Source organism: Streptomyces sp. NPDC004788 (genome assembly GCF_053601115.1).
The window spans coordinates 24,858-45,954 of the sequence record NZ_JBSGBF010000046.1; the positions used below are offsets into that span (position 1 = coordinate 24,858).

Annotated in this window: 16 protein-coding genes; 9 read left to right on the plus strand and 7 right to left on the minus strand. The window is 71.5% G+C overall.

Features of this window, described 5'->3' with window-relative positions; all coding sequences use genetic code 11:
* Positions 1–627 precede the first annotated feature (627 nt).
* The 9 genes from ACWEJX_RS20985 (at position 628) to ACWEJX_RS21025 (ending at position 13,373) form a co-directional block, all read left to right on the plus strand.
* Positions 628–1,572, plus strand: a complete 945-nt coding sequence (locus ACWEJX_RS20985; protein ID WP_451608918.1) for a sulfotransferase family protein — start codon at positions 628–630, stop codon at positions 1,570–1,572.
* 81 nt (positions 1,573–1,653) lie between these two features.
* Complete coding sequence (locus ACWEJX_RS20990) at positions 1,654–2,904, plus strand: ABC transporter substrate-binding protein (protein WP_451608919.1); 1,251 nt, start codon at positions 1,654–1,656, stop codon at positions 2,902–2,904.
* 29 nt (positions 2,905–2,933) lie between these two features.
* A complete protein-coding gene (locus ACWEJX_RS20995; protein WP_451608920.1) occupies positions 2,934–4,763 on the plus strand; it encodes a thiamine pyrophosphate-dependent enzyme in 1,830 nt (609 codons plus the stop codon).
* Positions 4,750–6,237, plus strand: coding sequence for a pyridoxal-phosphate dependent enzyme (locus ACWEJX_RS21000; protein WP_451608921.1), 1,488 nt, complete (start codon positions 4,750–4,752; stop codon positions 6,235–6,237). Before ACWEJX_RS20995 ends, ACWEJX_RS21000 begins: the two co-directional genes overlap by 14 nt.
* Positions 6,230–7,411: a Glu/Leu/Phe/Val dehydrogenase dimerization domain-containing protein gene (locus ACWEJX_RS21005; protein WP_451608922.1), complete on the plus strand. Its 1,182-nt coding sequence runs from the start codon at positions 6,230–6,232 to the stop codon at positions 7,409–7,411. The genes ACWEJX_RS21000 and ACWEJX_RS21005 overlap by 8 nt, the downstream gene beginning before the upstream one ends.
* A gap of 78 nt (positions 7,412–7,489) precedes the next feature.
* Positions 7,490–9,016: a class-II fumarase/aspartase family protein gene (locus ACWEJX_RS21010; RefSeq protein WP_451608923.1), complete on the plus strand. Its 1,527-nt coding sequence runs from the start codon at positions 7,490–7,492 to the stop codon at positions 9,014–9,016.
* 17 nt (positions 9,017–9,033) lie between these two features.
* A complete protein-coding gene (locus ACWEJX_RS21015) occupies positions 9,034–10,407 on the plus strand; it encodes a cation:proton antiporter (protein WP_451608948.1) in 1,374 nt (457 codons plus the stop codon).
* A 35-nt stretch (positions 10,408–10,442) separates the two neighbouring features.
* Positions 10,443–11,213 (plus strand): SDR family NAD(P)-dependent oxidoreductase, encoded by a 771-nt coding sequence (locus ACWEJX_RS21020; protein ID WP_451608924.1) that lies wholly within the window; start codon positions 10,443–10,445, stop codon positions 11,211–11,213.
* Positions 11,214–11,255: 42 nt separating this feature from the next.
* Positions 11,256–13,373, plus strand: a complete 2,118-nt coding sequence (locus tag ACWEJX_RS21025; protein WP_451608925.1) for a BTAD domain-containing putative transcriptional regulator — start codon at positions 11,256–11,258, stop codon at positions 13,371–13,373.
* Between the two features lie 119 nt (positions 13,374–13,492).
* On the opposite strand, the gene ACWEJX_RS21030 is transcribed toward ACWEJX_RS21025, so the two are convergent.
* From ACWEJX_RS21030 to ACWEJX_RS21060, 7 genes are all read right to left on the minus strand, one after another.
* Positions 13,493–14,989, minus strand: coding sequence for an aminopeptidase P family protein (locus tag ACWEJX_RS21030; RefSeq protein ID WP_451608926.1), 1,497 nt, complete (start codon positions 14,987–14,989; stop codon positions 13,493–13,495).
* 58 nt (positions 14,990–15,047) lie between these two features.
* On the minus strand, positions 15,048–15,569 hold the full coding sequence (locus ACWEJX_RS21035) for a MaoC family dehydratase (protein ID WP_451608927.1): 522 nt from the start codon (positions 15,567–15,569) through the stop codon (positions 15,048–15,050).
* A gap of 91 nt (positions 15,570–15,660) precedes the next feature.
* Positions 15,661–17,031, minus strand: coding sequence for a hypothetical protein (locus ACWEJX_RS21040; protein WP_451608928.1), 1,371 nt, complete (start codon positions 17,029–17,031; stop codon positions 15,661–15,663).
* Complete coding sequence (locus tag ACWEJX_RS21045) at positions 17,018–17,983, minus strand: ornithine cyclodeaminase family protein (RefSeq protein ID WP_451608929.1); 966 nt, start codon at positions 17,981–17,983, stop codon at positions 17,018–17,020. The genes ACWEJX_RS21040 and ACWEJX_RS21045 overlap by 14 nt, the downstream gene beginning before the upstream one ends.
* The gene (locus ACWEJX_RS21050; RefSeq protein WP_451608930.1) at positions 17,980–18,870 is read right to left on the minus strand and encodes an HpcH/HpaI aldolase/citrate lyase family protein; all 891 of its coding nucleotides are present in this window, start codon (positions 18,868–18,870) and stop codon (positions 17,980–17,982) included. Before ACWEJX_RS21050 ends, ACWEJX_RS21045 begins: the two co-directional genes overlap by 4 nt.
* Positions 18,867–20,120, minus strand: coding sequence for an 8-amino-7-oxononanoate synthase family protein (locus tag ACWEJX_RS21055; RefSeq protein ID WP_451608931.1), 1,254 nt, complete (start codon positions 20,118–20,120; stop codon positions 18,867–18,869). Before ACWEJX_RS21055 ends, ACWEJX_RS21050 begins: the two co-directional genes overlap by 4 nt.
* On the minus strand, positions 20,120–20,986 hold the full coding sequence (locus ACWEJX_RS21060; protein ID WP_451608932.1) for a cupin-like domain-containing protein: 867 nt from the start codon (positions 20,984–20,986) through the stop codon (positions 20,120–20,122). Before ACWEJX_RS21060 ends, ACWEJX_RS21055 begins: the two co-directional genes overlap by 1 nt.
* Between the last annotated feature and the right edge of the window lie 111 nt (positions 20,987–21,097).

A 21,097-nucleotide genomic window follows, 5' to 3' on the forward strand; every position in this document is an offset into this window, starting at 1 on the left:
CTGGAAATAGGCGATAGCCCAGAACTGTGAGCAGAGATGCCGCGAGGACCTGGGCAACAGCATCTGCCGGGGGTGTGTACTCCCGATGTATTCAGTATTCGCTGACGATTGTTCGCGCGTTGTATCCGCAGGTCAGCGCACCGGTGCGAGCGCCAGAGCGGTCCGGGTGATCCCGACTTTACAAGGGTCAAACCAGGACATGACGCGTCCTTTGCGGGCGAATGCCGGACATTCCTCTGCAATACTCCCGCAATACTCGTGCAATGATTGATCAAAAATCACTGATGATCACAGCCATTGCGCAAGGCGTGATCATGTTGGTACGGTCTCCCAACGATCGAAGACCAGTTCAGTTACGCAGGACGATCGCGAGCGACAGGGGGAGATTCGTTGCCGTCGCCGTTTGCCGAACATGAACAGTTGGCCTGCCTGAATCCGGAAAAGATCTTCGATGCGGCGGGCATCGAGATCGGCGGCGTGAACCGAGAACGATCTCACGACACGGAACATCTTCTTCCCGCTCTCCAGCAGTTAACCTCGGCCCTGCAGAGCGAAGCTCGGCTCACTGTTTCGGGAGCCGCCGCAGTGGGTAAAGCCCTCGCTGATCAACTGGTAACCCGTTCCCGTGTGGACGAGTTAATCCGGCGTAATCCCGAGGTTGTCGAACAGCAGATACCGGGACCTGTTTTCATTACCGGCATCTTCCGCAGCGGCACCACATTGCTGCAGAATCTGATGGCCGAACTCCCGGCGGTCCGCGCGCCCCGGCTCTGGGAAATGCTGGCGCCGGCCGCCGCCGCGGCGGGTGAGCCCGAGCGCTCCGCGGCGATCAAGGCGGCCGAGGAGTACGTCACCGAGTACTACGAGAAGGCCCCGCTCTTCAAGGCCATCCATCCACTGGACGCGCACCGCCCCGAGGAGTGCCACCGGCTGACCGGAGGCACCTTCCGCGCCGACATCTACGCCCTGCGCTACCGCGTCCCCGGCTATGTCGCCTGGCTGCGCGAGCAGGACATGCGGCCGAGCTACGCGTACCACCGCACCCTGCTCGGCTGCCTGCTGCACGCCGAGCCGGCCGAGCACGTCGTGCTCAAGTGCCCCTCGCACATGTGGCACCTGAACACGCTGGCCGAGGTCTATCCGCAGGCCCGCGTCGTACGGCTGCACCGCGACCCCAAGGCGTGCCTGCCCTCGCTGTGCAGTCTGACGAGCGTCGTCAGAGGGGCCAGGGCCGGCGAGGTCGACAAGCGCGAGATCGGCGGGTACTGGGCCGAGCACGTCGGCCGCGCCCTCGCCGAGACCCGCCCCGCCGAGGTCCTGCCGTCCGGACTGCCGGTCCTCGACCTCCGCTACTCCGACCTCGTCTCCGATCCCGTCGGGACGGTGGCGCGGGTGTGCGGCTTCGCCGGCATCCCGTGGTCGCCGGCCGCGGCGGACCGGGTCCGCGGCTTCCTCGCCGGAAATCCCAAGGACAAGCACGGAAAGCACAGCTATTCGGCCGAGGAGTTCGGCCTGGACGCCCGTGAACTCGACGAGCGCTTCGGCGCATACCGTCGGGCCTTCAACCTCTGACCGCAGAATTGCGCATCCGACGCGTGCGAGCGTCCGACCGCCCACGCGTCGATCATCAGCCCCCACCCGCATGATCGCTCAATGACGGAGGTATCTGACCGCATGTCCGAGTCGATGACCCACGAGCAGATGGCGCGCGCTGAAATAGCGGAGGTGAGCAAGCTCGCCGGGGAGAACCCGGTGAAGCTGGGAATTCTCACGCCGCTCACCGGTCCCGGTGACTCCGTGGCCGGCGTGATCGTATCCCGTGGCGCCCGAATAGGTGCCGAGTACATTCGCGAGCAGGGCGGCATTCTCGGCGGCCGCCAGCTCGATTTCGTCCTGCGCAACGACCAGGCCACCGCCGCCGAAGAGGGAATGGCGCGGTCCGCCGTCGGCGAACTCGCCAAACTCGCGCAGATCGACGAGGTGGCCGGAGTCTTCGGCCAGTGGCATCTGCGCACGTCGAAGTACGTCTCCGCGCTCGCCGACAAGATCGGCATTCCGACATTCGTCGAGAACGGCCAGATCGACGTGACGTCCTCCGGATACCGTTCCATATTCCGGCAGTATTTCTCCATCGCCGACCGAGTCCCGCTGATGATGGACTACGTCGCCACCCTGGGATTCCGGCGCATCGCGATGCTCGCCGCCGACACGGTCTTCGGCCTGACCACCGCCGACACCATCGAGGAATACGGCACGTCGGTCCACGGCATGGAGTTCCTGCGCTTCGACTTCCCGCAGGAGACCACCTACGACCTGAGCGAACAGCTCAAGGCGGTCAAGGACTGGGAGCCGGACCTCATCATCAACGACGGTGTGATCCGCACCAACTACCTGATGATCAAGCAGGCCGCCGAGCTGGGCCTGCGGCCCCAGGTCCCGATGATGGTCACCTTCGGCTTCCCGACCCGCTCCCACGACTTCTGGCGCGAGGCGGGCGACGCCGGCGTCGGCATCATGTGGGCCGGCATCCAGTACCGCCCCACCTGGGACGGGCTCACCGACATCGGGCGCTGGTTCACCGAGCGCTACGAGGCGATGTACGGCGGCTACGCGCCGGACACCACCCTCAGCGCGTTCACCGACGTGACCATCCTGGCCCGCGCCATCGAACTGGCCGGAACCACCGAACACGACGCCGTCATCGAGGCCTTGGAGTCCCACGAGTTCGACACCTGGCGCGGACCGCTGCGGTTCGAGCGCGGCTCCGAGCACTGGCACCACAACATGCCGCGGCTGCAGATCATGCAGTACCAGAAGGTCGGCCAGACCTTCGACGAGTCCGCGATCGTGTACCCGGACTCCCTTGCCAACGCGGCCTACGTGCCGGCCGACGCGCTCCGTTGATCGGTGCACCCGAACCAGAGGGACAGTTCATGACGGAGCGGAACACCGCACCGGTCTCCAGTGCACCGACGCCCGGCACACCGGCACCGAGCACACCGATCACCGGCACACCCAAGACCGGCACACGGATCACCAGTACACCGATCACCAGCACACCGACACCCACCGCGGCCGCGACGATGGTGGCGAGCATGCAGGGCCACGGCGTCGACCGGGTCTTCTGCGTCGCGGGCGAGAGCTACCTGCCGGTCCTCGACTCCCTGTACGCCACCCGGGACCGCGCGGACGCCGTGGAGGTGGTCACCTCCCGGCACGAGGCGTCGGCCGGCTTCATGGCCCTGGCCGACGCCAAGCTCACGGGGCGGGCGGGCGTCTGCCTCGTCAGCCGCGGCCCCGGAGCGACGAACGCCAGCATCGCGGTGCACGCGGCCTGGCAGGAGGCCGCCCCGCTGATCCTGGTCGTCGGCCAGGTCAAGCGGAGCCGGCGCAGCGGCGAGGCGTTCCAGGAGATCGACTGCGCGGGCTTCTTCGGCGGCTTCAGCAAGGCCACCCTGGTCCTGAACGACCCGGCCTCGGCCGCGTCGCTCGTCGCCCGCGCCTTCCGCATCGCCGAGTCCGGCACCCCCGGACCGGTGATCATCGAGGTGCCGGAAGACGTCATCGGGCAGCCGGACCCGAGCGGTCTGCCCTCGCGGCGCGTGCCGCTCTCCGAGTCCGCGCCCGCGGCCGAGGACCTCGCCGCCGTGCTCGCCCTGCTCGATGCTGCCGAACGGCCCTTGATCCTCGCTGGAGAGCAACTCGACACGTCCGCGGCGAGACTGCTGTTACGTCAGGTCGCCGAGCGGCACCGCATCCCCGTGGTCACCGCGAACAAACAGCAGCACCTCTTCGACAACCGGCACCCGCACTACGCCGGTCACCTGCACAACGCCACCCAGAAGCCGCAGCTGGCCGCCTTCCAGGAAGCCGATCTCGTCCTGGCCGTCGGCACCCGCCTGGACGAGACCACCACCCGCGGCGGGGCCTTCCCCAGCGCTCCCGTGCCGGCCCAGCCGCTCGTCCACGTGCACGGCGACCCGGCCAGGATCGGCGCCGGCCGGGCGACGGAACTCGGCCTGGCCTGCACACCCGCCGCGTTCCTGCGCGCACTCGCCGACGTCGACCCGCGCTCCGGACCGCACGCCGCACGCGGCGAGTGGATCGAACGCCTGCACCGCATCGAGACCGACAAGGCCGTCTGGCAGGGCCAGGACGCGCCCGACGGGATCGTCTTCGGCGACGTGGTCGCCGCGCTCGACGAGTGCACCCAGGGCGAGGCGACGGTCGTGGTCGACTCCGGCACCTTCACCAGCTGGGTCTACCGGTATCTGCGGTTCACCGGCACGGGCCGGCTGCTCGGCGTCACCTCCAGCCCGATGGGCTTCGGCGTCCCCGCGGGCGTCGCCGCCGCGCTGCGCACCCCTGGGAACCCGGTCGTGGTCGTCGTCGGAGACGGCGGCTTCCTGATGAACGGCAGCGAACTGATCACCGCCGTCGAGGCGGGCCTCCCGCTCGTGGTGATCGTCTCGGACAACCGCAGCTACGCCACCATCCGCCTCCACCAGGAGCGGCAGTTCCCCGGCCGGGCCATCGCGACGGACCTGCGCAACCCCGACTTCGCGCGGCTCGCCGAGGCGTACGGGGCGCTCGGACTGACCGTCACCGACCCGGCCGAGATCAAGGACGCCCTGGTGACGGCCCTCCGGCACGACGGCCCTTCGCTGCTGCACGTCCGCACGAGTCTCGCCCACACCTCGCCCTACCGGCGCATCGACGTCGCGCCGGCCGGCCCCGGTGGAGGTGCCCGTGGAAGCGCATGACTCGCTCCTCGACCTGATCGGCGGCACGCCGCTGGTGCGGCTGCGCCGGGTGGCGAAGGACGTGCCGGCGACCGTGCTCGCCAAGCTGGAGTACCTCAACCCGGGCGGCTCCAGCAAGGACCGCATCGCGCTCGGCATGATCGAGGCGGCCGAGGCCGACGGCACGCTGCGGCCCGGCGCGACGATCGTGGAGCCCACCTCGGGCAACACCGGCGTCGGCTTGGCCATGGTGGCCGCCCAGCGCGGCTACTCCGTGGTCTTCACCTGCCCCGACAAGGTGTCCCCGGAGAAGATCGACCTGCTGCGCGCGTACGGCGCCCGGGTCGTGGTCTGTTCGGCCACGGCACCCTTCGACCACCCCGACTTCTACCGCAACAGGGCGCGCGCCCTGGCCGCGGAGATCCCCGGTGGGCTGCTGCTCGACCAGTACTCCAACGCCGCCAACCCCCGGACGCACTACGGGTCCACCGGCCCCGAGGTCTGGAAGCAGACCGACGGCCGGGTGACCCACTTCGTCGCGGGCGTCGGCACCGGCGGCACCCTCTCCGGCACCGGGCGCTATCTCAAGGAGGTCTCCTCCGGCGGCGTCACGGTGGTCGGTGCCGACCCGGACGGCTCCGTCTACACCTCCCCGACCTTGCGGCCGTATCTCCTGGAGGGCGTGGGCCAGCCGACGCTGCCCGCCTCCTACGACCCGGCGGTGCCGGACCGGCTGATCCCGGTCTCCGACGCCGCCGCCCTGGAGATGACCCGCCGCCTCGCCCGCGAGGAGGGCATGCTGGTGGGCGGCTCCGGGGGCATGGCCGTCGCCGCGGCCCTGGAGGTCGCGGCCGGGCTCGGCCCGCAGGACGTCGTGGTGGTGCTCGTCCCCGACTCGGGCCGCGGCTACGTCTCCAAGATCTTCAACGAGACCTGGATGGCCACCCGCGGCTTCGGCACCGGCGAAGGCACCGTGGACGGCGCCGGCGCCGGCCCGGTACTGGGCGACGTCCTCACGGGCGTCACCGCGCGTCCGGCGCTGCCCGCCGTCACCCCCGACGACACCCTGGCGACCGCCCTCGCCCTGCTGAGCCGCCATCACCTGCCCGCGCTGCCGGTGACCAGGACCACGGCACCCGTCCGGCTCGCCGAGGTCACCGGCACGATCACCGCGCGGGCGATCACCGAGGCCCTGGCCGCCGACGCACGCGTACTCGAGCGGCCGGTGGGCGAACTCGCCGAGCCGCCGCTGCCCCTCACCGGGGCCGGACAGCCGGTGGCGCAGGCCCTGGCCCTCGTCGGCGGCGACGACACCGTCCTGGTCCTGCGCGACGGCCTCGTCGAGGGCGTCGTCACCCGCGCGGACATCGCGGCCTTCCTGGCCGCTCCGGCCGCCGCCGCCCCGGTCACGGCCGCTCCGGCCGCCGCCGCCCCGGTCACGGCCGCCCCCGCCGCCGCCCCGACGCCGAACCGAGAGGATGACGTCAGTGAGTGAGATCCTGGAGTACGTCGACCCCGTCGAGGGCTTCACCGGCTGGCTGGTGTACGACAGGACGTCGGCGCGCATGGCCGCGGGTGGCTGCCGGATGCAACCGGGTCTCACCGCGCAGACGCTGTCCTCGCTGGCCGCGCGCATGACCCTGAAGCAGCGGGTGCTCGGCATCTCGGTCGACGGGGCCAAGTGCGGTCTCGACTACGACCCCGCCGCCCCCGGCAGCAAGGCGGCGACGGAGCGCTTCCTCGCCTTCCTGCGCGACCAGTTGCTGACCAGGTTCAGCATGGGCTGCGACATGGGCACCCGCTTCGACGAACTCGACGCGGCGGCGCGCCGGCTGGGCATCCCGTCCATCAAGTACGCCATCAAGCGGGCCCAGGGCCTGAGCGACGACGAGTTCTTCGCCCGGTTCCGGCTCCTGGACGCCCCCGTCGGCACCCTCACCCTCGGCGAACGCCGGGCCGGGCACGCCGTCGCCCACGCCGCCCTCGCGGCCGCCCGCGCCGCCGGCCTCACCGGCGGGATCTCCTGCTCCCTGCAGGGGTTCGGCAACCTCGGCCGGGCCGCCGCCTACACGCTCGCCGAGGAAGGCGCCGTGTTCGGGGCGGTCGCCGACCAGTTCGGCTGCGTCGCCCGCCCCGACGGGTCCGCCCTCGACATCAAGGCCATGCTGGCCGCCCGTAACGGGCTGCGCGTCTCGGACGTTGCTCCGGAAGTGACGATCTTGCCCGCGGACGCCGTGTTCACGCAGCCGTGCGACGTGCTCGTCCTCGCGGCGGCGGAGAACGCGATGACCCCGGAGCAGGCGGCGGAGCTTCCCGCGTCCGTCGTCGTGGTCGGCGCGAACAACGGCCTGAGCGAACCGGTGGAGCGGGCCCTGCACGAGCGCGGAGTGCTCGTCGTACCCGACTTCATCGGCGGCATCGGCGGTTCGGCCTCCATGGAGGCGCTCTTCGGGCCGGAACGCATCGGCACACCCCGGCACACCCTCGATCTGGTCGCGGCGATGATGCACGAACTCACCGGACAGCTGATCAGCACCAGCAGGCACGAGAACACGCTCGTCCGCGAAGTCGCCGAACGCCGGGCGACGCAGGAGACGGCGGCCGAAGCGGTGGGCGCCCGCGCCTACGGCAACAGCCCGCTGCTGGCCAGGGCGCTTTCCGTGGTCTGAACATCCCGCAACGGCGTCCGGCTCCCCGGCCGGACATCCCCAACCCCCCTCAAAGACGGTCGCGATCTGGAGACGGAAATGTCCCTCTCAGCCCAGTCCACGGCAGTGTCGACCCTGCTCGAAGCCACCCTCGAAGCCGACTCCGCCGACTCCGCCGGGTCCGCGGAACCCTCGGCGCCCACCACCCCCTGCTCCCACGACCGGGGGCACATCACCGACTCCTTCCTGCTCGGTGACCGCTACGCCACCCCGGAGAGCCGCGCCATATTCTGCGACACCTGTCGCATCCAGCGCTGGCTCACCGTGGAGGCCCAGCTCTCCCTCGCCCAGGCCGACCTCGGGATCATCCCCGCCTGGGCGGCCGAGCGCATCGCGGAGGCCGCGACGGTGGAGCGGGTCGACCCCGAGGAGGTCAAGAAGGCCACCCTGGAGTCCGGCCACTCCCTCGTCGGCCTGCTGCGCGTCCTGGAGCGGGCGTGCGACGGCGAGGCCGGCCAGTACATCCACTTCGGCACCACCACCCAGGACATCCAGGACACCGCGCAGTCCCTGGAACTGCGGGACGTCTTCGACGAGCTGGAGCGGCTGCTCGACGAGACCATCACGCACGTCGCGCGGCTCGCCGACCAGCACGCCGAGACGCTGGCCCTGGGCCGTACCCACGCCCAGCCGGCGCTGCCCATCACCTTCGGGCTCAAGGCGGCCAGCTGGCTGGACGAACTGCTCCGGCACACCGAGCGGCTGCGCGAGGCCCGCGAGCGCGTCCTCGTCGCCCAGCTCTTCGGCGGCGCCGGCACGATGGCCGGCCTGGGCGAGCAGAGCCAGGAGCTCCTCGCCAGGTTCGCCGAGCGCCTCGGACTGCACGCCCCGCTGATCGGCTGGCACGTCGCGCGCGACCGCATCGTCGAGTACGCCTCCGTGCTCGCCATGGTCGCCGGCACCATGGGCCGGGCCGCCGACGAGATCCGCACCCTGTCCCGCCAGGAGTTCGGCGAGGTCTCCGAGGCCTGGAGCTTCGGCAAGGTCGGCAGCAGCACCATGCCGCACAAGCGCAACCCGGAGCGGTGCGAGCAGGTCGTCGTCATGGCCCGCCTCGCCGCCGCCCAGGTGTCCACGGCCCTCACCGCGATGATCGGCGACCACGAACGCGACTCCCGTTCGCTGCGCCTGGAATGGGCCTGCGTCCCGGACGTGGCCCACCACACCCTCGCCGCCTGCGAGATCTTCCGGCAGATCGTCAGCGGTCTCATCGTCCACGAGGACCGCATGCGGGAGAACGTCACCGCCGTCGCCCACCAGGTGACCACCGAGGCCCTCATGCTCACCCTGGCGCAGCGCCTGGGCAAGCAGGCCGCGCACCACGTGGTGTACGAGATCAGCCAGACCGCGCGCGAGGAGGGCGTCCCCTTCCGGGAGGTCCTCGAACGGCACCCGAAGGTGGTCTCCGAACTCGGCGACCTCGACCTCGACCACGTACTCGACCCGGCCGAACACCTGGGCGCCTCCGCCGCGTTGACCCGCCACGTCACCCGCAAGGCCGCCGACTACCTGCACGGCAGGGGCACCGGAACGCTTCCGCCGCAGAAGGGCACCGCACACTCATGAACCTCGCCGCCGTGACCATGCCAGGGTTGCCGGCACCCCAGCTCATGGTCTTCCTCCTCCAGGTGGCCGTGCTCCTCACCCTGGCGCTGCTCTTCGGACGCCTGGCGGGACGCTTCGGGATGCCCGTCGTCGTCGGCGAACTCCTCGTCGGCGTCCTGGCCGGACCCTCGGTCCTCGGCAACGTCGCCCCGGGCCTCGCCGAGCACTTCATCCCCGGCGGCCCGGAGCAGGCCGCCCTGCTCGACGGGGTCGGACAGCTCGGGGTGATCCTGCTCGTCGGCATGACCGGCGGCCACCTGGACATGTCGATGATCAGACGGCACACCCGGTCGGTCGGGATCACCGCCTTCGCCGGCCTGGTGCTGCCCTTCGGACTCGGCGTGGGTGCCGGCTACCTGGCACCGGAAAGCCTCATGCCCGACAGCCTGGCGGCACACGGCGGGCGTACCGTCTTCGCCCTGATGATCGGCGTGGCGCTGGCCGTGAGCGCCCTGCCGGTCATCGCCAAGACGCTCGCCGACATGAAGCTGCTGCACCGCAACACCAGCCAGCTCACCCTGGCCGCGGGCATGGTGGACGACGCCGCCGCCTGGTTCGCGCTGTCGGCGATCGTCGCCATGGGCACCGGCGGCAGCATGGCGGCCGCCCTCGGCAACTCCGCCCTGTCGCTCGTGCTGTTCACCGGCGGCGTGGCCCTGGCCGTCCGGTTCCTGATCGCGCCCCTGCTCAAGCGGCTCCCGGAGCGCGACTCCGGCGCCGGGGGCACGACCGGCCGGAACTGCGCGGTCCTGGTGATCCTGCTGCTCCTGGGCGCCGGGGCGGCCGTGTCGCTGCACCTGGAGGCGGTGTTCGGCGCCTTCGTCGTCGGCCTCGCCACCATCTCGCTGCTGCCCGCCGCCAGCCTCGCCCCGCTGCGGACCATCGTCATGTCCGTGTTCGCCCCGGTGTACTTCGCCACCGCCGGCCTGCGGATCGACCTCACGGCACTGGCCCGGCCCACCGTGCTGCTCGCCGGGCTCGCGGTCCTCGCGATCGCCATCGTCGGCAAGCTGGGCGGCGCCTACCTCGGGGCCCGGCTGAGCGGACTCCCACGCTGGGACGCCTTCGCCATCGGCGCCGGACTCAACGCGCGCGGCGTGGTGCAGATCATCGTCGCCAACGTGGGGCTGCGCAGCGGCATCCTCAGCCCCGCCGTCTACACCCTGCTCGTGCTGGTCGCCGTCGTGACCTCGATCATGGCCGCGCCCATGCTGCGGGCGGCGATGCGCCGCACCGTACCCACCGAGCTGGAGCTGGGCCGGGAACGCGAACTGGCCGCGTGGCAGATCGAGGACGCCCCCGCGGTACGCGAACGGGCGGAACCCCTCGCGGCCGGCCGCGCGGCGGAATGACGCGCACGGCGCACGACCCCCTTCGAGGAGCAGATGTGAACGCACCGAACGACGCCCACCGCACCCCCCGTCGCGTGGTGATCTCCGGCGGCGGCACCGGCATCGGCCTGGTGACGGCCGAGGACTTCGCCGCCGCCGGCGACGAGGTGATCATCATCGGACGGCGCGAGGACGTCCTGCGCGACGCCGCCGCCGCGGTGAACAAGCGCCACGACACCGACCGGGTCAGCTGGATCCGGGCGGACCTCTCCCTCCCGGCCGACACCGCCGAAGCCGCCGCGCGGATCTCCGGCGACGGCCCGGTCGACGTCATCGTCACCAACGCCGGCGGGAACGTCGCCCCCGACGCGGGCGACACCCTGGAGCAGATCGCCGACGGCTACCTGCGCAACTTCAAGGCCAACACGCTGACCGCCGTCCTGCTCACCGAGGCCCTCCTGCCCGCGATGCGCCGCCCCGGCGGACGTGTCGTCCACCTGTCCTCGATCGCCGCCGTACGCGGCCCGGGATCGTACGGCGGATCCAAGGCGGCGCTGCACGCGTACGTGTACGAACTCGCCCAGCGCGTCGGCGCCGAGGGCATCACCGTGAACGCCGTGGCACCCGGTTACGTCGCCGACACCGAGTTCTTCGGGGAGCGCGCGACCCCCGCGTTCGTCGCCTCCCGGGTGGACGCCACCCTCACCAAGCAGGGCGGCACCCCGCAGGAGGTCTCCGCCGCCATCCGCTACCTGTGCTCGCCCGAGGCCGCCTACGTCCACGGCCAGATCCTGCACATCAACGGCGGGGCGATGCTCGGCCGTTGACGCACGACGCCACCGGAAGAACGCCACTGAAGGCAGAAGTCGATGAGTGCACCAACCCCCCACGCAAGCACCGGCACCGGCGACAGCACCAGCGCCGGCACCGGAACGACCGGACACCGATACCGGGTCCTCGGACCCTTCGAGGTGCACACCGACGGGGAGTGGACGGGCATCGGTGCCGCCAAGCAGCGCACCCTCCTGACCCTGCTCGTACTCAACGGCAACCGGGTGGTCCCCTCCGAGCAGCTCATCTCCGAGCTGTGGGGCAACAACCCGCCCGGCAGCGCCAACCGGCTCCTCGCCGGATACGTGTGGCGGCTGCGGCGCCTGCTCGGCGACCCGCTCGGCGAACACCTGGTCACCCGGGCGCCGGGCTACCAACTGGTCGTCCGGCAGGGCGCCGTCGACATCCACGAGTACGAGTGCCACGTCCGCACCGGACGCCGCCGGATGGAGGCCCACGACCTCGCCGGAGCCGTCGAGAGCTACACCGCCGCGCTCGACCTGTGGCGCGGCAGCCCGCTCCTCGACGTACCGCTGACCCCGTCGGTCATGGCCGAGACGGCCCGCCTGGAGGAGTCCCGGCTCTCCGTCATCGAGGCACGGCTCGGCGCCCAGGTCGGCCTCGGACAGCACGAGGCCGTACTGCCCGACCTCAAGCAGATCGTCTCGCAGTACCCGCTCCGCGAACGCCTCCACGAGCACCTCATGCTGGCCCTCTACCGCACCGGCCAGCAGGCGGACTCCCTGGGCACCTACCACGACCTGCGCCATCTGCTCGTCAAGGAACTCGGCATCGAGCCCAGCAAACCGCTGCGCGACCTGCACCAGCGCATCCTCCAGGAAGACCCCGCACTGCTCCTCCAGGCCGAGCCGGCCCCGGCTCCCGCGGTGCGGGACGAAGGCGCGGAGCCGCCCCGGCTGCCCCCCGAACCCACCTTCCTCGTCGGCCGGGACGAGGAACTCGCCACCCTGGTGCAGCGCCTGCGCGCGGGCGAGACGCTCTGCGCGGTGCACGGCACGGGCGGCGTCGGCAAGACCGCGCTCGCGCTGCGCGCCGGGCACCTCGTCGCCGACCGCTTCCCCGACGGTCAGGTCTACCTCGACCTCGGCGGCAGCTCGCCCCGCTCCCCGGCCACCCCGCGCGACACGCTCCACCGGCTGCTGCGCGCCCTCGGCCTGCCCGACCGGGAGATACCCGCCGACCTCGACGGCGCGGCGGCCCGCTGGCACGCCCTCGCGGCGACCCGCCGGATCCTCGTGGTGGTCGACGACGTCCTGGACGCCGACCAGGTACGGCCGCTGCTCTCCGGCAGCAGCGAGTGCGCGGTCCTCGTCGTGGGCCGGCCGGCCCTGGCCGTCGCCTGCGGCATGAACCAGATCTGGCTCGGCCGGCTCAGCATCGCCGACACCGGTGAACTGCTGCACCGCTACGCCGGCCCGAACCACGCCGGAAGCCGCGCCGCCCTGGCGGCCGTCGCCCGGATGTGCGAGTACCTTCCGCTCGCCCTGCGCATCGCCGCCGCCCGGCTCGCCCGGCGGCCCGACTGGTCCGTGGACGTCCTGGCGACCCGCCTGGCCGAGTCCAAGGACCGCCTCGACCTGCTGACCTTCGACCGGTTCAGCATGCGCGCCAGCATCTGCGCCGGAGTGCGCCTGGTCCGCCGCATCGGCACCCCGGCGGCCCTCGGGACGCTGTGCGTGCTCAGCGAACTGGACGTGCCCGTCGTCAGCGGCGACGCCCTGGCCGGGCTGCTCGACTCGAAGGCCGAGGCCGACACGGTCGCGGAGTCGCTCATCCACGCGGGGCTCGTCGAGGCGCTGGACGGCGACCGGTACCGGGTGCCGCAACTGGTCCGGCTGTTCTGCCAGGACTGGCCGGAATCCGTCCTCGGCCCCTACTCGGCCGACTCCGGCAAGGAGATCCAGCGGCTGGTCGGCCACTACACCGGCGTCCTGAGCGCCCAGCTGAAACTCGCCGACCACCGCGCGATCCGCGAGAGCACCCTCGCCTGGTACCGCCAGGAGCTCGACCTGCTGCGCGTCCTCGTCGGCCACGACCCGACCGGCCGCCTGCTCGACCTGCTCACCGAACTGCGCGCGAGGCTGACCGGCAACGAGTCCGGCAGTCTCCCGGAGCCCGTCCGCCGCTCGGCCTGAGCCACCGGCAGGCACCGGCAGGCGCCGGAAGGACATCGGAAGGGCGCCGGGCGGACGCCGGAAAGACGTCGTGCCCCTGCCGGAACACCGGCAGGGGCACGACTCGGCTCGTACGGGTGCTAGCGCGACACCCGCGCGATCCACTCCTCCACCTCGTACGAACCGCGCGGCATCGCGGCGGACAGGTTCTCGTAACCGTCCTCCGTCACCAGCACGTCGTCCTCGATGCGCACCCCGATGCCGCGGAACTCCTCCGGCGCGAACAGGTCGTCGGCCTTGAAGTACAGCCCCGGCTCGACCGTGAGGATCATGCCCGGCTTCAGCTCGCCGTCCATGTAGTCCGAGCGCAGCAGCAGCTGGCAGTCGTGCACGTCCATGCCCAGGTGGTGGGAGGTGCCGTGGACCATCCAGCGGCGGTGCCAGCCACCGCGCTCCGGGTCGAGGGTCTGCTCCAGGGTGACGCCCTCGGGCAGCAGCCCCCACTCGTGCAGGCGGCGGGCGATGACCCGGTTCGCGGCGGCGTGGATGTCGCTGAACCGGTTGCCGGGCTTCACCGCCTCCATGCCGGCCTGCTGCGCCTCGTGCACCGCGTCGTAGATCTTGCGCTGGACGTCGGTGAAGCGGCCGGACACCGGCAGGGTTCGGGTGATGTCGGCGGTGAACAGGGAGTCGATCTCGACGCCGGCGTCGACCAGGATCAGGTCCCCCTCGCGGACCTCGCCGGTGTTCCGCGTCCAGTGGATGGTGTTGGCGTGGTCGCCGGACGCGCAGATCGACTCGTATCCGACGCCGTTGCCCTCGTGCCGGGCGTACAGGCCGAAGATGCCCTCGACCCACCGCTCGCCGCGGCCCTTGCGCACCGCCTCCGGCAGGGTGGCGATGATCGCCTCGAAGCCCTTGTGGGTGGCGGCGATCGCCTTGCGCATCTCGCCGACCTCCCACGCGTCCTTGACCAGCCGCATCCCGGAGACGTGGCGGGCCAGCTCGTCGTCGGTCTCCTCCTGCTCCGGGCCGGTCAGCGTCGACCCGGCCTGGGTGCGGGTGGCGTCGACGAGCTCGGCGAGCCGCGGGTCGGCCGACCGGACCACGCGCAGCCGGGCGGCGGCCTCGTCCTTGGCGAGGTCGTCGGCGAGCGAGTCGATGTGGCGGGCGGTCAGCCCGAGCCGCGACTCGAGGTCCGCGAGGGTCTCGCGGGAGCCGACCCAGAACTCGCCGTACCGCGAGTCGGCGTAGAACTCCTCGCTGTCCCGCGGGGCCGGCGGACGGGTGTACAGGACGGCCTCGTGGCCCCCCTCGGGCCTGGGATCGAGGACCAGGACGCTGTCGGGTTCGGCGTGCGCGCCGAGCCCGGACAGGTGGGCGAAGGCCGTGTGCGGCCGGAAGGTGTAGTCGGTGTCGTTGCTGCGTACTTTCAGGCCGCCGCCGGGGAGGACGAGCCGCTCGCCGGGGAAGCGCTCGGAGAGAGCCGCCCGGCGGCGGGCCGCGGGGTCGGCGACCTCGTCACGGGGCGTCGGCGGGCGGTCGTCGGTGGCCCACCCGGAGGCGATGAACTCGCGGAACTCGGCGCTCGCGGGGATACCGCGGTGACCGGCCTTGGGTTGATTCTCGCTCGGCATGCCCAACATCCTGTCAGCCCCGTCGACTTCGCGAGCACCTGACGATCAAAAATGGCGATCACAAAACCGTAGCGTCTTCCCCGGCCGGGTCGTGCTCGTCGCGGCAGCGCACCATGAACGACCGCTCGAAGACGATCACGGTCTCGCCCGTCGACTTCGTGCCCGTCGTCTCCACCGTGATGATGCCCTGTCCCGGCCGGGACTTCGACAGGCGCTTGCCGAGGATCCGGCTCGTCGCGTAGAGCGTGTCGCCCACGAAGACCGGCTCCTTCAGCCGGACCCGGTCCCAGCCCAGGTTGGCCACCGCCCGCGCGGACAGCGCCTGCACGGTCATCCCGCCGATCAGGCACAGCGTGATGCCGCTGTTGACGAGGACCTTGCCGTACTCGGCGCCGGCCCCGTAGTGCTGGTCGAAGTGCAGCGGGTGCTGGTTCATCGTGAGCAGGGTCAGCCAGGTGTTGTCGGCCTCGGACAGGGTGCGGCCCGGCCAGTGCCGGATGACCATGCCGGGCTCGAAGTCCTCGTAGTCCCCGCCGTGTTCCTCGACGTACTCGTGGTCATTGACGCGGCGCAGGGTCATGCGGTGTCACTCCGGTGATGTGGGTGAAGGGCTCCCGGCGCGCGGGGCGCGCGCCGGGAGGGAGAGGCGGGACACGGGCGGCGGCGCGCCGTCAGACGGCCACCGTCACGTTGTCGGAACTGCTCGTGTGCCCCCGGACGCTGACGATCCCGGCGGAACCGTCGCCGAAGAAGCGGCAGAACAGTCCGGCCGGGCGCCCGCCGAACAGCAGCGGGCCGAGCACCGGGGCGACATCGGCCTCGTACGGCTCGTCGCAGCCGTCGGCTATCAGCGCCACCCGGCAGGTCTGCGGCGCCACGAACTCCTGCACGATGCTGGTGCCGCGGTCGACGGCTTCGCCGACGGCGGACTCCCAGCCGGCCTGCTCGACCTCACGGCCGATGACCACCTGCTTGCCGCTCTCGCCGAGGCCGGCCTTGAGCACAAGCAGCTCGCGGTTCTCCAGGACGAACGGCAGCAGATCGACCGTCCGGCCCTCTCGCTCGGTCTTCCGCTCCGCGAGGACCCGCGTCCACGGCAGGTACCGGTCGACGAGAGCGCGCTCGGCCGCCGTCATCCAGGGCCGCCCCTCCGAGAGCAGCCCCATGGTGACCTTGCTGTGCATGAAGGTCGACGTCTGGGTGCCCACCAGCAGACAGCCGTTGTCCAGGGCGCCTTGGACCGGCGTGGTGTCGAGACCGACCTCCAGCCAGTCCGGGATGGTGAAGTTCCGCAGCCCGATCGCGTGGCGCAGGTGCGGGGCGCAGTCCCACGCCTCGTGCAGCTCCTCCGGCTCGAAGAAGCGCGCGGTCAGCCCGTGGCTGTTGTAGTGGTCGGCCTCCATCTCGAAGTACCGCCGCTCCACGCCGTTCACCCGGGCGCTGCCGACGACCGCCACCCGCGGCGCCACACCCCGCTCCGCGGCGAGCGACCGGAACATCTCGGCGCGCACGGCGAAGGGGCTGTGCGAGCCGAAGGGCGTGCGGCCGTCCGCGTCGCCGTGCAGCCTGCGCCACACCGAGAGCCGGCTCTGCGTCTCGACGACACCGCCGAGCGCGCCGCTGACGTTGAACTCCAGGAACCGCGGCCCGTCGGGCCCGATGACCAGGTCGGGCCGGACCACGCAGTCGGCGTACCGCTCCTCGGTGAACGGGTCGGCCAGCCAGAGCCGGTCCTCGGTGCCCGGCATGCGGTAGGCCGCCAGCCGGTCGGCCGTGGTGGCTCCGGTCTCCAGGGCGGTACGGCGCAGCAGCTCGGTCAGCGCGACGCCCGCCCGGAACACCTCGGCGTAGGACGCGCGAGGGATCGCCATCGGCGCCGCCGGCAGCAGCCGCTGGTACGGCCAGCCGGTGTCCCGGAGCTCGTGCCGCAGCATCCGCCGGATCGTCTCCGCCGGCGCGGCGGGCCTCAGCCGGTGCCGGCCGAACCACGGGTGACCCGCGTCGGCGTCCTCAATGAGGCCCAGGTCCTTATACGTGTCCATCCGCCACCCCTTCGAAGAGCGCCACCGCGGCGGCGGTGTCCTCGATGGCCATCCCGACCGTGCGCAGCACCGAGGTCCGGCCCACGACGTCGGCCGTACCTCCCACCACCGAGCCCAGCTCGTACAGGTCGTCGGCCGTGATCAGGCCGCCGGCCAGCGCGGCCCGCACCTCACCCGCGCCGTCGAGGGCCGCGGCCCGCTCCTCGACGATCGTCACGGCCCCGGCGAGCAGGGCCGGTTCGACCTCGATCGCGTCCGGGTGCGTTCCGCCGATCACGTTCACGTGCGCCCCGGCGGCCACCCAGTCCGCCTCCACCACGGGCGTGGCGTCGTCGGTCGAGGTGGCCGTGCAGATGATCGCCGCGTCGGCGACGGCGTCCCTCACGGTGTCGCAGACCGTCACGCGGACCGGCCGCGACGCCGTCTCCCTCACCCGGTCGGCGAGTTGCTCGGCGCGGGCGCGGGTGCGCGAGTGGATCCGGACGCCGCGGATCGGGCGTACCGCCGTCACAGCCCGGATCAGGGCCTCCGCCTGCACTCCCGCGCCGACCACCGCGAGGTCGTCGGCGTCCTCGGCGGTGCACCGACGGGTCGCTAGCGCGGCGACCGCGCCGGTGCGGACGGCGGTGAGCTCGGCGCCGTCGAGCAGGGCGGTGATCCGCCCGGTCGTCAGGTCCGTGAGCGCGACGATCCCGTGGATCAGCGGCAGCCCGCGGACCGGGTTGTCCGGGGTCAGCGTCGTGACCTTGACGCTGCCCACGCCGCGCTGCTCCCAGACGGCGGGGCTGACCAGGAGCACCCGCTGGTCGCCGTGCTCGACGACGGTACGGGCGGGGGAGCGGGTCCGGCCGCCGGCGAGGTCCGTGAACATCTCGCCGAGCGTGTCGATCACCCGGGTCATGCGCCGGACACCGGCCATGTCGGCGGCGCCGACCATCAGCGGTGCGGTCATGCGACGCCGCCCGTTCCGCCGTGGCCGTCGCCCTCGCCGCCGAAGCGGCTCGCCCAGGCGTCCTCGCGCGCCACGGTGTCACGGGACCGCCGGGCGAAGGGCGGGCCGACCATGTTGCCGTCGACCACGGCGATCCCGCCGTCGGCCGCCGCCACGGCCTCCGCGACCCGCCGGGCCAGCGCCAGCTCGTCCGGGCGGGGCCCCAGGATCCGGTTGATCACGTCGAGTTCGGCCGGGTGCACGGTCACCTTGCCGTGGAAGCCGAGGCCCTTGACCCGGGTGGTCTCCGCCGCGAGGACCTCCGGCTCGGCGAGCCGGAAGTTGGCGGTGTCGATGCACGCCGTCCCGTACCGGGCACAGGCCATGGCCATCGCCTGGCGGGCGGCCAGCATGGCCTCCCAGGTGATCTCGACGCCCAGCGTGGCGGCCAGGTCGGCCGAGCCGAGCACCAGACCGTCGGCCGCGCGCGCGATCTCGTCGATGGCGGTGACCGACTCGACCGTCTCCACCGTCACGTAGATCTCCGGATGCGCCCCGCCGGACGCCAGCATGCGCCGCAGCAGGTCGACCTCGGCGCCCGAGGTCACCATCGTCATCACGACGATGCCGGGCTTCACCGGGCTCTCGGCCAGCATCAGCACGTCGTGCACCGCGGCCATGCCGCCGAGCTCGTTGATGCGCACGCCGACGTTGGCCGGCCGCGGCGCCTTCTCGAGCGCGGCCCGGCAGACCGTGCGGGCGGCCGGCTTCTCGGCCGGCGGTACGGAGTCCTCCAGATCGATCAGGTGGACGTCCGCCGGGTACGACCAGGCCTTCGTCACCCGGTCGAGGGAGAGCGCGGGCGTGTAGAGGATGCTGCGCGGGATCGCCCGTGCCGGGCCGGTCACCGGGCCACCGACTCGGGCGCCGACGCCGCCGGGCGCGCCCCGGCCTCGATCAGCGCGGCGGCGAGCCGCTTGATCTGCTCCTCGGTCTGGCCCGCCCGCAGCATCACGCGCAGTCCGGCGGTGCCGCGGGCGACGATCGGGAAGAACACCGGCGAGGTGTAGAAGCCGGCCGCGAAGACCTGCTGGGCGGCGTCGACGACGGTCTCGTCGCTCATCGGCACCACGCGGATCGGGTACGTGCTGGCGGCCTGCTCGGTCGTGACCAGCGAGTCGAACAGCGCGATGTTGGAGCGCAGACGCCCCTGCAGCTGCGTGAGCTCGTCGGTGCGGTGGATCTCGGCCGAGGCGATCGCCGCGCCGACGGCGGCGGCGTTCATCTTCTGCGAGTAGCCCAGCGGGCCCGCGAAGCGCTCGATGAGACGCCGCGTCTCCTGCGGGTAGCCGTCGAGCAGGATCGCCGTGCCGCCGGCGCCGAAGCCCTTGCTGAGCGTCGCCACGGTGATGGTGCGCTCGTCGAGGACGGGCGAGTGCGAGCGGACGTAGCCGATGCCGCGCTCGCCGTAGGCGGACAGCGAGTGCGAGTCGTCGTAGAAGACCATCATGTTGTACTTGTCCTGCAGCTCGGCCAGTTCGGCGACGGGCGCGTAGCCGCCGAGGCTGTCCGAGCCGTCGACCACGTAGCAGACGCGCTCGTAGGTGCGGCACATGTCCTCGAGGAAGTCGAGGTCGTGGTGGCGGCAGCTGACCACCTCGGTCTCGTCGGCGCAGCTCGGCTTGGCGTTGGCCATCGAGACGTGGGCGTTCTTGTCGAAGACCATCAGCGGCCGGGTGCCGTTGCCGAGGTGGCCCGACGCGATGATCGGGAGCAGGCCGGTGCTGGCGGCGGCGGTGGAGATCGCGCTGATCACCATCGCGCCGAACAGCTCCCCGAGCGACTCCTCCAGCTCCAGCAGCACCGGGGTCTGGACGCGGGTGCGCGGGATGCAGTGGTCGAGCACGCCGAAGCGGCGCAGCGAGTTCACGGCGCCGTCGATGACCTTGGGGTGGGTGTCCAGGTCCAGGTAGGAGCAGACGGTGAAGTTGACGAACTCGTGCCCGTCGGGCATGTGGAACACGCCGTCCGAGAGGTCGCCGACGATGCCGGCGACCCCGTGCTCGTAGGACATGTTCCAGAACTCGTTGCCGATCCCGATAAGCCGGTCGTTGTTGCGGTACTTGTGCGTGGGGGTGATGGTCTTGCGCTCGCTCATCAGGAGTTCACCTCGGTGGGACGGTAGCTGTAGACGCCCTTCAATCTCCGGTAGGCGTACGTGTACAGCGCGACGCCGAGCACGTGCGGCCTGCGGAGGATCTTCTTCGACTTGAGCCAGAAGTTGACGTTGATGTTCATCTCGTCCAGCGACTCGGCCTGGTGCCACCAGCCGAGCGGCAGGTAGAGCATGTGACCGGGTTCGAGGACGAAGTCACGGCGCTGGGCGAGCTTGGCCGCCAGCCTCGGGTAGCGCTTCAGGTCGACGTCGTCGAGGTCGAACACCTTCGACTTGTCGCCGAAGCCGCGCAGCACCGAGCGCGGGTAGTAGTCCCGCACGCCGGGCGGCGCGATGATGAAGCGCTTGCGGCCCTCCAGGGCGATGTTGAAGTTCTCGAACTCGTCGAAGTGGTTCTTCGTGAACACGCCGCGGTGGCTGATCCACAGGTTGGCCGCGTACAGGCTGTCGCCGTAGCCGAAGAACTCCTCGGCGTCGAAGCCGATGACGGCGTTGACGTCGGCCGGGCTGCTGCGGATGTTCGACACCACGCGGTGCCAGGTGTCGGAGCTGTTCAGGAGCCGCTCGTCGGCGAAGAACTCGCGGAGCCTGATGTCCCGCGTCTCCCAGCGCCCCGGGTGGTTCTTGTCGCCCGGCTCGGTGAACAGGGTGACGGTCATCTCGGCGAGCCGGGCGGCCACTTCGTCGCGGCCGAGCCCCTGCACGCTCTTCGGCAGCTCGATCACCACCGGTCGGTCGGCCTTGTACAGCCCCTGCGGGCCGACGGCCAGGAATTCGTCGAACGACATGCGGGCGACCTCCACACCCGCCGACCCGTTCGACCCGGTCACAGCGTCCGGAACTGCCATGTCGTCTGTCCTCCCTTCGGAAATGAGTGGGCCCTTCGGAAAAGGCCGGGCCCTTCGGAAAGCGCCGGGCCCCTCGGAAAAGGCCGGGCCCTTGGGAAAGGGCCGGGTCGG

Coding starts and splice junctions, on each gene's coding strand:
- ACWEJX_RS20990 (WP_451608919.1), top strand. CDS start 1,654: ATGACGGAGGTATCTGACCGCATGTCCGAGTCGATGACCCACGAGCAG.
- ACWEJX_RS20995 (WP_451608920.1), top strand. CDS start 2,934: ATGACGGAGCGGAACACCGCACCGGTCTCCAGTGCACCGACGCCCGGC.
- ACWEJX_RS21010 (WP_451608923.1), top strand. CDS start 7,490: ATGTCCCTCTCAGCCCAGTCCACGGCAGTGTCGACCCTGCTCGAAGCC.
- ACWEJX_RS21015 (WP_451608948.1), top strand. CDS start 9,034: ATGCCAGGGTTGCCGGCACCCCAGCTCATGGTCTTCCTCCTCCAGGTG.
- ACWEJX_RS21025 (WP_451608925.1), top strand. CDS start 11,256: ATGAGTGCACCAACCCCCCACGCAAGCACCGGCACCGGCGACAGCACC.
- ACWEJX_RS21030 (WP_451608926.1), bottom strand. CDS start 14,989: ATGCCGAGCGAGAATCAACCCAAGGCCGGTCACCGCGGTATCCCCGCG.
- ACWEJX_RS21035 (WP_451608927.1), bottom strand. CDS start 15,569: ATGACCCTGCGCCGCGTCAATGACCACGAGTACGTCGAGGAACACGGC.
- ACWEJX_RS21040 (WP_451608928.1), bottom strand. CDS start 17,031: ATGGACACGTATAAGGACCTGGGCCTCATTGAGGACGCCGACGCGGGT.
- ACWEJX_RS21045 (WP_451608929.1), bottom strand. CDS start 17,983: ATGACCGCACCGCTGATGGTCGGCGCCGCCGACATGGCCGGTGTCCGG.
- ACWEJX_RS21055 (WP_451608931.1), bottom strand. CDS start 20,120: ATGAGCGAGCGCAAGACCATCACCCCCACGCACAAGTACCGCAACAAC.
- ACWEJX_RS21060 (WP_451608932.1), bottom strand. CDS start 20,986: ATGGCAGTTCCGGACGCTGTGACCGGGTCGAACGGGTCGGCGGGTGTG.